Source organism: Delftia sp. ZNC0008, assembly GCF_000799035.1.
Lineage (GTDB): Bacteria > Pseudomonadota > Gammaproteobacteria > Burkholderiales > Burkholderiaceae_C > Comamonas > Comamonas tsuruhatensis.
This window is the reverse complement of record NZ_JTKZ01000394.1, coordinates 1-12,306: the sequence shown is the minus strand read 5'-3', so window position 1 is coordinate 12,306 and position 12,306 is coordinate 1. Positions and strand designations below refer to the sequence as shown.

Here is a 12,306-nt window from a genome sequence, read left to right as displayed (position 1 = left end):
TGACCAAGCCTGCCTATACTGCGGGCAATTTCCACTGGGGCGCTGGAGTGCTCGGAACCATAGGAGCCGATATGGCTGGTTTCTCGACCTCCCTCGCCAACGCGATCATCAGCGCCACGCTGCGCAAGCAGGCCTTCCCGGCCATCCGCAACACCTTCTTCGCCCTGTTCACGGCCGACCCCACCGACGCTTTCACCGCCGGCACCGAGGTGGCTGCACCGTGGTACCAGCGCGTGCCCACGGGCGCCTTTGCCGCGCCCAACAACGGCGCCACCTACAACGCCGTGCGCGCAGAGTTTCCGCCCGTCACGGGCGCCCAGGTCACGGTCACGCACATCGGGATCATGGAAGGTGACTCGGCCACCGATGGCACGGCCACGCTCATGTATTCCGAGCCGCTGCCCACGCCGCGCACGCTGCAGATCAATGACGTGTTCCTGGTGGACAGCCAGGCCCTGACAGGCGACTTCACGCTGCAGCTGCTGTAAGCCATGAACCGGGGAGCACTCAATGGCTTCGCGCTGAACGGGCGGGCATCCGACCCGGTGGTGCGTATCCGCGTGGACGCCAAGGGCTATGCCCGCGTGCGTGCCGGCGGGCGAGTGCTCGCCTATGGCGTGGTGCATTCGGCTCCGGCTGCTGCTCTGACCGGTCCGCTGGGCCGCGTGCACGCCAAGCTCTCGGCCGATTCCGTGGCGCGCGCAGCTGTCGAGGGCGTGCTGGGCCGAGTCCATGTGCGCAGCCTGCTGGCAGCCACGGGCCGCGCCATCATCAAGGTCACTCTGCCGCCCGTGCGCGGGCGTGTGGCAGTGCAGGCACGGGCCAGCGCCACGGTCACGGCCCATGTGCAAGCCCGCAATGCCGTGGCCGCGTCCGCACGGGCCAGCTTCAAGCCCCAGGCGCGCCTGCTGCGCCGTGGCCCTGTGCAATCAACGCCCACGGCCCGTGGCACAGCCGATGGCCGCATCTACGTGCGCCGCTGGCTGCGTTCGCCCGTGGACGGTAAGGGCCAGGCCTTTGTCATCACGCAGGGGCGGGTCGAGGCGCGTCTGGCCGCGCTGGTCCAGGCCAAGGCTGCCATCACGGCCCGTGGGCAGCGCCTGGTGCGCGCGCCACTGCAGGCCCAGGGCGTGGCCTTCATCGAGATTGATCCCGACGTGCACAAGCGCCTGCCCTTCGATGAGCAGGCGCCCGAATCCCGCACCTTCCTCGTGCCTGCAGGAATGACCACCTTCTACGTTACCGACCAAGGGCAGAGCATGTTCCGTGCATCCCCCATGCAGCCTGCAGACACGCAGGACTACGACATCGAGTTCGCCGACTGGTTTCCGCCAGGCGACGAGATTGTTTCCGTGCAGCTCAAGGTCCAGCCGACCATGCCCATGCCGCCGTCCTTTGCCTTCGTGGGCCAGCGCGTGAAGGTCTGGATCTACGCGGGCGGCCTGAGCGGCCAGAAGTACCAGATCAGCGTGGCCGCCACGACCAACGACGGCCGCACGAAAGAGGTGGAGCTGATCGTGCCCATCAAGGAAAAATAGAAATGCCGCAGCTGTATCTCAACAACTTTCAGACCCAGTTCATCGCCGACGTGCGCGCGGCGCCGCAGACAGGCGCCCCGGCCAGCGAGCTCGACTACGGCGTGCTGCGCGTCTCCGATGGCGCGGCCGGCACGCTGCTGAATCCTCCCGCCGGCGGCTGGTACGTGCTGACAGCCTACAAGCGCAACGGATCGCTCGAAACCGATTACGAGATCCTGCGCGTTACCGCCGTGGATAACTCGGTGATCGGCGAATGCCGGCTCACGGTGCTGCGCGGGCAGGAGGGCACGGCGCCCCGGGCCTACAACTCGGGCGACCTGCTGGAGATGCGCATGACGGCCGGGGGTATGCGCGAGGTGGTGCAGACCACGGATGAGCGCATGTCGAATCCTCGGACACCGACCGGTGCGGCGGGTGGCGTGCTGGCTGGCCAGTACCCGAACCCCACGTTTGCCCAGCCCATGGCCACGGCGGCGGATCTGCAGGGCAAGGTGGACAAGGTGCTCGGCAAAGGCCTGAGCGCCAATGACTTCACAGACGAGGCGGCGGCAAAGCTCGGCGGTGTGGCGGCGGGTGCCACCAAGAACGCGACCGACGCGCAACTGCGCGACCGCAGCACACACACGGGCACACAGGCCATTGAAACCGTGAGCGGACTGCAGGCAGCGCTGGACGCTGCCAAGCAGTTCGCCAACCTCACTGGCAAGCCCACCACGACCACGGGCTACGGCATCACTGATGCGCTGACCTCGAAGCCAGTCTTGCTTCCTGCCGGCACAGACTTGAATCTTCTGCCTGATGAGAACCGGATCTATGACGGGTTCAATTTCAAGAACAGCCCGTGGGGTCCGGATATGTGGTGCTATGTGGAAACGAGGACACATACATCGCCTAACTACCAGTATCAAATTACCCGGCTACTGACGGAAGAAAGTCCGGTGATGGAGCGACGGAAAATGGGCGTCCTGGGATTCGGGCCATGGCGACTGCAGAGCGCTTTTGGGGTGCAACCCATTTCCAGTGGAGGAACTGGTGCCGCCACAGCAGCAGCGGCTAGGCAAAGTCTGTCTGTCAGGCAGTACGCTTATACAGGACTAACTTTCTATGTCCGTTCAGATGGCAGTGATGCGAACAGTGGCTTGACGGATAGTCCAGGAGGCGCGTTCAGAACCATTGCACAAGCAGTGTATGCCGCCAATCTGTATGACAGGGCCAATGTTTCTACCGTAGTCAAGATTGGTCCAGGTAATTTTTCTGGAGTCTATGTTGGTGCATCCTCTGCCTTTGGTGGAAATTTTATTTTTGAGGGCTCCGGGCAAGGTGTCACGAACGTCGAGGCAGTAACAGGCACCTCTGCATTTTCGATTGCAGCTTGCCGAGTGACTATTAAGAATCTTTCATTGGTTACTGCACAAGGAAATATTAATACATATTTGATATTGGCAGATCACAATTGTTTGTTGGATATATACGACATCACCTTTGGTGGCAATGGAGTGGCTTCATATGTCCTAATGTACTCTGCCAATGGCGCTAATATTCTTGTTGGAAACATCACGATTAGCGGATCTTTCAGTTATGCCTTGAATCCTACATATGCAGGAAGAATATATGTCTCTGGTCAGAGAACTACATTTTTAAATGCCTCCTGCAGTGGCTATTTTATTAATGCTACTTCTAATTCGGTGGTGGCTTGGGCAAATACGACTGTTACCGGGTCTCTCGGTGGGGCTGGAGCAAAGTACTTTGCCGGAGGTAATTCAACGATCAACACGGGCGGTGCGGGCGCAAACGCAGTACCTGGAGTGAACGCTGGAACTTTGACAACGGGCGGCCAAATCTCATGAAAACACCGATCTACCAACTCTCCCACGACAAGCTGGTGTTTCGCAAAAATGCGGATGGCACCACGTCCACCATCGCCATTACCGACACGCCCGAGTTTCCGAACCGTAATCCCGACTATCTGGCCTATCTGGCTTGGTGCTCGGCGGGCAACGTGCCAGCGCCTGCGGACCCGCTGCCGGTTCCCGTGCCCCAGGCCATCAGCCGTGCCCAGGGCAAGGCGGCTCTGATCCAGGCCGGCATGTGGCCGCAGGTGCTGGCCTTCGTGGCCGGCATCGAAGATCCCAACGAGCAACTGCTGGCCCAGGTCGCTTTGAACGACACCGTGACCTGGGAGCGCAGCAGCCCGTTCCTCGCGCGTGTCGCCGTTGCGCTGGGCCTGAGCGAGCAGCAGCTCGATGAGCTGTTCATCGCGGCGGCGGCCGTGGTGCTGTAGCGGCCTGTCCGCACTGGTGCCAAGCCTGCCACGGTAGCAGGCCATGACTACCTACAAGCTGTCCGCATTCCCGGGCGAGGCGCCCAGCGTGTCCGATCGCGCGCTGGGCGCGAACTTCGCCCGGGAACACTTCAACCTCTTTCTGCCCAGCTCCGAGTTCTGGCCGCTGGCCACGGACCGGCGCCACTCGGCATGCCTGGCCGGCACCCGCACGCTGCACCGCTTCGCGCGAGATGCCAGCGGCGCCGTGCAGCAGAACCCGGCCGCGCCCATCCGCTCCTGGGTGCAGGAGCTGTCCTTGGTCAAGGGCCAGATCAACGATGAGGCCACCGAGCGCACCTACCAGACCACCAACGACGGCAGCGCGGCGCCGCGTGCGCTGGACGTGCGCGGCAACGACCGGCTGTTGGGCGTGGTGCGCCCGGTCAAGCCCACGGTCACGCTGCAGGTGGTGGATGAGTTCACGACCGAGGAGGCCAAGACCTGGCTGTATGGCGACTTCGCCGAGCTGGTGCGGGCGGACCTGCTGGCCACGGTGATCCAGCACGAGGGCCACCAGGAGGCGATCCGCTGGGATGCCAATGGCAAGGCTTATGCCGGCGCCACATCCAACTACGGGCTGTCCCTGTCTACCGCCGTAGGGGCCGGCGCCTGGGCTGGGAATCTCTATGCCGTGGTCTCGGCCGCCCGCGCCAAGGCCTGCGAGATGGACACCACGCGGCTCGGGGCCATCAGCACGGCCAGCGGCTGGGCCGTGCCGGTGGCCGCCATGCCGTACAGCTATCCCTTTCGCAGGCCCGAGCTGGTGGAGGCGCTGCAACAGCACGAGTTTCCGGACACGGCTGGCGAGCGCTCCGGAGAAACCGTGCTCACGGCCGACCAGGCTGCCAAGCTGGCCGACCTGGTGGAGGCCTCGGTGGCGCCCGGCAGCAAATGCACGAACTGGCGCAGCGAGCTGGACAAGCTGCTCAAGGAATTCGCAGACCTTGCCCTGTCCAAGTCCTGGGCCGGCGCGGGCACGGCGCCGACGAAGCCCAGCGAGCCCAAGGTGGCCCAGTACCATTTCGACTCCGACAACAACGCCATCGAGCACCCCGATTGGGTGCAGTACCGGCGCGACCTGGAGGCCTACTACAAGGCCCTCGATGCCTACACCGACAGCAAGTCGGATGCCTCGGCCCAGGCCGGCAGCTTCAACGCGCGCCTGGTCGAGATCCAGCAGCGTTGCAGCACGCTGGTGTCCAGCATCCAGACCCAGCTGGCCAGCCAGTACATCGCGGCCACGGGCGACACGGCCGTGATCGGCAACTGGCTGGACCAGCTGGGCGGCGTGGCCGACCTGGCCGGCAAGACCGTGGAGCGCGTGGTGGACTCGCGCTTCTACGTCGTGGCCTTTGTGACCGACTGGGGCGAGGAGTCCGAGCCGTCGCCCATCTCCGAGATGCTGGAGGTGGACCAGAACGACACCGTGACCATCCAGCGGCCCCAGGCCATGACGGGCGAGCAGCATGCCGCGCGCCACGTTGTGAAGTGGCGCATCTACCGCAGCAACGCCTCGGCCGCAGCGGCGGCCTGGCAGCTGGTGCAGGAGCTGCAGATCTCCGTGGCCAGCTTCCTCGATGACAAGAAGGGCGAGGAGCTGGACAGCCTGCAGCCCCAGTTCACCTGGGCCGCGCCGCCGTACCGCATGGACGGCCAGTACGAGGGCGACAACAAGCCCAGCGTGGGCGCCAACCCCTACCTGCGCGGGCTCACAGGCATGCCCAACGGCATCATGGCCGGCTTCATCGACAACACCGTGGCCTTCTGCGAGCCCTATGTGCCCTACGCCTGGCCCGTGGACTACCAGGTCACGACCGAATGGCCCATCGTGGGCATGGCGGTGTTCGATCGGACCCTGTTCGTGGGCACGGCCGGCAACCCGTACTTCGTGACGGGTGCGCACTCGGCGCAGATGTCGGCCATCAAGCTCGACAGCAACCAGTCCTGCAGCGCACGCCGCTCCATCGTGGCCGTGCAGGGCGGTGTGCTCTATGCCTCGCCCGATGGTCTGTGCCTGGCCAGCCCGAGCGGCGTGCAGGTGGTGACGCGGCAGCTGATCGCGCGGCAGGACTGGCAGCGCATGCAGCCGGCCAGCATGTTCGCGGCCGAGCACGAGGGCGTCTACTACCTGTTCTACGCCGGCGCCGGCGGCGGCTGCCTGGCGTTCAGCGCGCAGGACGGGGCCAAGCTGGGCCATACCGACCTGGGCGGCGCGGGTGTGACGGCGGTTTGGGTGGACCGCTTCAACGACCTCATGTACGTGGCGCGCGGCCAGGACATCCTGGAGTGCTTCACGGGCGATGCCCTGCGCACGGCACGCTGGCGCACAGGCCTGGCCACCCAGGGCCAGCAGCTGCCGCTGGCCTGGGCCAAGGTCTACGGCCTGCAGGACGCCCAGCACCCGATCACCCTGCGCCTGTGGGGCGATGGCCAGCTGCAGCACACGGCCCAGTTCACCGACCTGCAGCCGCAGCGCCTGCCGCCTGGGCGCTGGCTGGAGCACCAGGTGGAGATCGAGGGCGCGGCCCGCGTCACCAGCGTGGTGCTGTGCTCGACCACGGAGGAGCTGCGCAGCGTATGACCAACCGCAAGAAAATCGACACGGGCGTGGCCCGCCTGCCGGCCCTGGCCCGGGTCAATGTCCAGGACAAGGCCCTGTCCAACTGGATGCAGGACGTGACCGAATGGCTGGAAGTGCGGGCCGGCGCGCGAGGCAACGAGTTCGAGCGTGCCGTAACCCTGCGCGAGCTGCTGGACCTGCAGGGCTCGGTGCAGGGAGTCACCCAGCTGCTGGCCAAGGACAAGACACCCGGTGAGGGCGAAACGGTCATCGACCTGGGCGGTGGCCTGTCCGCAATCGTAGCGGTGGACCGCTTTGCCAAGGAGATCATCGAGTCCCCCCTGTTCAAGAGCCTGGCCAAGACCCTGGACGACCCCAGCCGCTTCGACCACCTGGCGCAAGAGATCCGTGACGAGCTGCTGCGCTCCATCGCCGACGAGGCCGCCAAGCGCGGTGCCGAGGTGCGCGAGCTGCAGACCGTGGTGCAGAGCAACGAGCGCAGCTTGGCCATGGCCGTGCGCGAGGTCACAGCCAGCCTGCGCAACGCCAGCGCAGGCCTGCGCGCCACGCAGGCGGCGTTCGCGGACGGCCAGCGCGCCATGGCCACCAACGTGCTGCAGTTGCAGGCCTCCCTGGGGAACTACTACCAGGACGGCAAGCCGGGCCGCGCCATGCTGGAGCAGGAGATGACGGTGCTGGCCAGCCACAGCGAGGGCCTGCGCGCGCAGTACACGTTCAAGGTGCAGGCCGGTGGCGCCCTGGCCGGCTACGGGATCGCGGCCGAGGAGGTCAACGGCAAGACTTCCAGCGCCTTCATCATCATGGCGGACAAGTTCGCCATCGTCTCCCCCAGCTACAACGCCGGCCAGATGAGCACGCCGCGGCCCGAGGACGTGGTGTTCGGCGTCGATGGCGACGGCATCTACCTGCAGCGCAACGTCTATCTCAAGGGCAACATGCGCATCGACGGCCTGGGCAAGAAGCTCGTGGACGGCCTGCGCGGCTCAGTGCAGCTGGCGGCCAGCGGCAGCTTCTGGAGCGATGCCACCGCGCGCCAGGCCGTCTGGCAGGCCCTTGGCAACAGTGGCAGCGCTCCCAACACCAACCACCTGGTTGTGGGCGACGCTGTGACCATCAGCAACGGCTCTGGGTTCACGCAGACCCGCCACTGGATGGGCACTGCCTGGCTGATCCCGGCGGCCATGATCAATGGGGACTTGCTGGTGGACGGCACGGTAGCGGCGCGCAAGGTGGATACGCGCGGGCTCACCGTGCGCGACAACTACGGCAACGTCATCCTGGACGCCAACGGCCTGGACGCGCAGTGGCTGCGCAATCTCAGGGCCGCCCAGGTCAACGGCCTGGGGCCACTGGCCACGCGCGACAAGGCCCGCATCGGCGACACCGTGGCGTTTCCGGACGGCACGACGATGAACACCAGCGATTTCATCAACCGGCTGCAGCGCATCACGTCCAACAATATCGGCGTGTTCATGGACACGGCTGCGATCGGCACGGCCTACATCGGCCAGGCAGCCGTGGGCACGTTGCAGATCGCGGGCGGCTCGGTCACATCGATGGCCAGCGGCGCGGGCGGGATGACCACGATCTATGGCGATAGAGAGGTTGAGCTGTGTTCGGCCTGGGTGAACAACGCGGCTGGCGGCTCCGGCGTGGTGGTCATCGCGCTGGTCAATGCCATGCCCGTGAACAGCAATGGCAGCCTGAGCCTCACCATTTACCGGGGCGATATTGGCTTGCAGTACACCGGCACGTCGATGCCCAACGGCTACCGGACTTCGGCGCACAACAGCTGCTTCGACAGCAGCCCGCCGTCCGGCTGGACCTCATACCGGCTCATGGCGCGGGCCGGCCCCGGCGAGACAGTCACGGTGTTTCTGTCCAACATCGTGGCCACGGGAGGGCGCCGATGATCCACTTTATCCAGATCGATGGCACCGGCCGCATCCTGCGCTCGGGCAGCGCGCCGTTTCGCCACCTCAAGGATCTGCCAGGGGCGAACAGCAGCTTTCGCCGTGTGCCGCATCCCGTGCCCGACCCGAATGCCTTCTATTGGGATGGGGGCCTGGTAGCCGTGCCGGCGGCGCCCAGTTCGTTCCATCGCTTCGACGTGGCCAGCCGGGGCTGGGCCATCGACCTGGCACAGGCCTGGTCCGCAGTGCGTGCAGAGCGGGACAGGCGCCTGGCCGCCTGCGATTGGGTGACGCTGCGCGCCCAGGAGACGGGCGAGCCCGTGCCGGCATCCTGGCTGGCCTACCGGCAGGCCCTGCGTGACCTCACCGACCAGTCCGACCCGCTGGCTGTCGTCTGGCCCACGCCGCCGGCCTGATGCGTGCCAAGCCTGCCACCGTGCTCGGCATGGCCCATTCCCTCGAATACGAACTCGACGCGGTGCTGCCTTTCGTGCAAGGCCTGGTGCCGGGCCTGGCCCGCTCTCAGGACATGCGCGCCATTGGCCTGCGCCGTGGCGGCCAGCTGGTGGCCGGCGTGCTCTACGAAGGCTTCAACGGCCGCAACCTCTGGATGCACGTCGCGGCCGCGCCCGGCGCGCGCTGGCTGGTGCGCGACTACCTGCGTGCCTGCTTCGCCTATCCCTTCCTGGTCTGCGGCGTGGAGCGCGTGAGCGGCTATGTGAACGAGAGCAATGCTCTGGCGCGACGGTTCAACCAGCACCTGGGGTTTCGTGAAGAAGCCCGACTACGTGGCGCAGCCCCTGATGGCGGGGATGTGCTGATTTTTGCGATGTGGAAAAAGGAGTGCAGGCATGTCCCGCTGGCACACGACTGAATTTGATCTTCTGCCCGAACGGGCCTTCTGCCCACGACCTGGTGGCCGCATGACACTCGAGGGCGGAAAGGGCAGCAGCGCGCCCGCGCCCGACCCGCGCCTGGTCGAAGCACAGGTCAAGTCCATGGGCATCCAGGACGCTGCCATTCAGAAGATCCTGAGCCAGTCTGATGAGATGGCGCCGCTGCAGAAAGAGCAGACGCAGTTCGCACTGGACACCCAGCGGCAGGCCTGGGAGCAGTCCCAGGAAGACCGCGACTATGCGCTGGGGCGCCGCGACAAGCTCACGGGCCTGCAGGACAAGATGGTCGAGGATGCGCGCACCTTCGACAGCGAGGCCAAGCGCGAGGAGCTGGCCGGCCAGGCGGCCGCCGATGTCTCCCAGGCCTACGAAAGCTCCAAGCGCACCCAGAACGCGGAAATGGCGCGCATGGGCATCAACCCTGCGGACGGCAAATATGGCGCCGCCTCCAACGCGCTCGCAGCTGGCGAAGCCCTGGCCATGGCCACCGGCAAGAACTCGGCCCGCACGGCGGCGCGAGCAGAGGGCAGGGCGCTCACCGACCGCGCGCAAACCGCATTGGCCGGCTACCCGGCCATGGGCATGCAAACCACAGGGCAGGGCGCCGGCTTTGGCACGGCCGCACAGATGGCGGCGAACAACGGGTTGGCGGGGCTGAATTCGGGGTACGGGCAGGCAGGTGGCATGGCCGGCCAGATGGGCAGCAACGCCACCAGCATGTGGGGTGCCCAGGCAAACCACCAGGCCAACATGCGCTCCAACGATTCGACGGGCGGCCTGCTGGGCGGCCTGGGCGGCACGGCCGTTGGACTGGCGCAATTGTGGAAGGCTTCCGACCCACGCCTGAAAGAGGAGGTGAGGGCCGTTGGGGTGGATGAGTCCACGGGGTTGAATCTCTATGAGTTCGCCTACAAGGCCGATCCCGGCAGGCGCTATATCGGCGTCATGGCCGATGAGGTGCATCAGCGATTCCCCGAAGCGGTGATGGTGGACAAGTCAGGCTTCTTACGCGTGGACTACGCGGCATTGGGTATGGAATTCAAGGAGGTCGTGTGATGCGCGGCGGACGTTCTTCTCTCTCGGATTTTTTCAACAACTTCAATGCAGCCTACAGCCTGACAAAACAGGTCGGCCGGGACATCGAGGTGGGCAATGCTGTAAACGCAAAGCCCACGGAATCCCAGGCGTACACGGAGGAGCAGGGCAAGGAACTGGAGGGGCTGGCCGCGCAGGGCTACAAGATCGATTTCGACCAGGCCAAGAATGCCTATGTCGCCAGCAACGAGGCAGGAGACGCCAAGACGATGGCCATGCAGGGGCTGACCACGAACTTCATGGGCAAGCAGCTCACGGGTGGCGTCGATGCCAACAAGGCAGAGATTGACCGAATGCGCTCCACGTCCGTGGCAGATGCCATCGCCAAGCATGACCCCGAGGCCGGCATGCGGATACGCGGCCTGGTGGAAGACCGTGCCTTCAAGGGGAAGGAGCAGGCGCGCTCGGAAAAGGCCTGGGCACGCGAGGACGGTATCGAGGCACTGGACAAGCAGCTGGGCGAAGAATTCGAGACGGGCCTGATGGGAGCGGACGGACAGCGCCGCAAGCCCACCTTCTCGGACTTCCTCGGCAACCAGGAAAAGCGAGCCTTCATGCTGCACCAGGCCGGCTATGCGAAAGAGGCGAACGAGGCCGCGCAGAAGGCCCTGGCCACCAGCTACTCCAAGGCCCAGCTCGAAACCGAAGAGCGCAAGCAGGCCCTGGGCCCGGCCGTCGCGGCATTCGCCTCGGGCAACTACGGCCCCGCCATGGAGTACCTGAACAGGTACGGGCTGGGTGGAGCCTCGAAGGTCACGGGGATCGAGCGCGGCAAGGACGGCGGGATCGTCATGAACATGGTCGGCGTCGATGGCAAGGCCTTGGAACCCGTGCGCACCACGGCCGAGCAGGCCGACGCCATGCTTCGCTCCACCGTGGACCCGGGCGCGATCTACAAGCTAAACCACGACAACTTCCAGCGGCAGCTGCAGCTCAAGGCGGACGGCCGTGCAGACCAGGCCAGCCGCATCGCAGCCGGCGCGGATGCCCGTGCTGCCGCATCGCACGGCATTGCAATGGAGGACCGCCGCGAGCGGCTGAACGACAAGCGCGAGCTGCGGGATGTGCGCGAAGCCATGGCGCGCGAGTCAAACCCCAGCATTTCGGAAACCCAGATCCGGGCCGTGCGCGCCGGAATCCTGCAGACACCCGGCGCAGACAACGCCAAGGCCAAGTACGACTATGACCCGGTGAAGGTGCAGAAGGCATTTGGGGAAACCATCCCCGGCCGATTCGCGGGGGACAAGGACACAGTGAAGCGCGACATGGATAAGGAGCGGCGCTTCCAGGAGTTCATGGCCGACAACCCGAACATCAGGGACGTGGACGAGGGGCTGGTGAAGTTCAATGCCGCTGATGTGAAGCGCACTCGGAGCGAGAAGGCCGGTCGAGCCTCGGCCGTGCAGGGCGCCATGTCGCCGGAGGCCATCGCGGCGACAGCCAAGAAGTACGGCATGACCGAGGACCAGGTGCGCGACAAGCTGCGCTCCCAGGGCCTCATCAAGTAGGCGGGCCTGGGGCGTACCAAGCCTGACAGCCTCGACGGAGTTCTATCCGCGAGGTAATGCATGCCCCAGACCCCCCAAACCGCCGCCGATGGCGGCGTTGACCTGTTCGAGATTGCCGGTATCGATCCCACAGGGAAGACGGCAACCCAGGCCCCGACCGGCGACGTTGACCTGTTCGAGCTGGGCGGTATCTCCATCGATGTGCCAAAGCCCAAGCCACAGGGCATTGGCGGCTATGTGGCCGATGCCATCACCGACGTGTTCAAGCGCGCGGGCGGCGCAGCTCTCTCTGGCGTGGCGGCCGTGCCCGAGGCTGCCCAGTCGGGCATTCGCGCCACGGTGCGCAGCGGCGCCGGCGGCGACCCCGCCACGGTCATGCCCGGCGGCGCCTTCATCCCAGGCATTGACACAGACGAGGCCGTCAACGGCCCCATGACGCAGCAGCAACGCGG

At 65.6% G+C, this 12,306-nt stretch carries 11 protein-coding genes; all 11 read left to right on the top strand.

Translation table 11 applies throughout. The features are described 5' to 3' along the window. The first annotated feature begins 71 nt into the window (after positions 1 to 71). Positions 72 to 488, top strand: coding sequence for a phage tail fiber protein (locus L995_RS13235; RefSeq protein ID WP_047218288.1), 417 nt, complete (start codon positions 72 to 74; stop codon positions 486 to 488). 3 nt (positions 489 to 491) lie between these two features. Beyond that, positions 492 to 1,538 carry a phage fiber-tail adaptor protein gene (locus L995_RS13230; RefSeq protein WP_047472186.1) on the top strand — a complete coding sequence of 349 codons (1,047 nt, stop codon included), beginning with the start codon at positions 492 to 494 and terminating at the stop codon, positions 1,536 to 1,538. A gap of 2 nt (positions 1,539 to 1,540) precedes the next feature. Next, positions 1,541 to 3,385 (top strand): hypothetical protein, encoded by a 1,845-nt coding sequence (locus tag L995_RS13225; protein ID WP_047472184.1) that lies wholly within the window; start codon positions 1,541 to 1,543, stop codon positions 3,383 to 3,385. Beyond that, positions 3,382 to 3,819, top strand: a complete 438-nt coding sequence (locus tag L995_RS13220; RefSeq protein WP_047472182.1) for a hypothetical protein — start codon at positions 3,382 to 3,384, stop codon at positions 3,817 to 3,819. Before L995_RS13225 ends, L995_RS13220 begins: the two co-directional genes overlap by 4 nt. Positions 3,820 to 3,862: 43 nt before the next feature. Next, complete coding sequence (locus L995_RS13215; RefSeq protein ID WP_047472180.1) at positions 3,863 to 6,442, top strand: hypothetical protein; 2,580 nt, start codon at positions 3,863 to 3,865, stop codon at positions 6,440 to 6,442. Continuing rightward, a complete protein-coding gene (locus L995_RS13210; RefSeq protein WP_047472178.1) occupies positions 6,439 to 8,355 on the top strand; it encodes a phage tail tip fiber protein in 1,917 nt (638 codons plus the stop codon). The genes L995_RS13215 and L995_RS13210 overlap by 4 nt, the downstream gene beginning before the upstream one ends. Beyond that, complete coding sequence (locus L995_RS31405; protein WP_052195800.1) at positions 8,352 to 8,771, top strand: tail fiber assembly protein; 420 nt, start codon at positions 8,352 to 8,354, stop codon at positions 8,769 to 8,771. The genes L995_RS13210 and L995_RS31405 overlap by 4 nt, the downstream gene beginning before the upstream one ends. Further along, positions 8,771 to 9,229 carry a GNAT family N-acetyltransferase gene (locus L995_RS13200; RefSeq protein ID WP_052195799.1) on the top strand — a complete coding sequence of 153 codons (459 nt, stop codon included), beginning with the start codon at positions 8,771 to 8,773 and terminating at the stop codon, positions 9,227 to 9,229. Before L995_RS31405 ends, L995_RS13200 begins: the two co-directional genes overlap by 1 nt. A gap of 49 nt (positions 9,230 to 9,278) precedes the next feature. Next, the gene (locus L995_RS13195) at positions 9,279 to 10,307 is read left to right on the top strand and encodes a tail fiber domain-containing protein (RefSeq protein WP_231574422.1); all 1,029 of its coding nucleotides are present in this window, start codon (positions 9,279 to 9,281) and stop codon (positions 10,305 to 10,307) included. Next, the gene (locus L995_RS13190; RefSeq protein ID WP_052195798.1) at positions 10,307 to 11,854 is read left to right on the top strand and encodes a hypothetical protein; all 1,548 of its coding nucleotides are present in this window, start codon (positions 10,307 to 10,309) and stop codon (positions 11,852 to 11,854) included. Before L995_RS13195 ends, L995_RS13190 begins: the two co-directional genes overlap by 1 nt. Positions 11,855 to 11,914: 60 nt before the next feature. After that, positions 11,915 to 12,306: hypothetical protein (locus L995_RS13185; RefSeq protein WP_047472176.1), on the top strand; the 392-nt coding region annotated here is incomplete at its 3' end.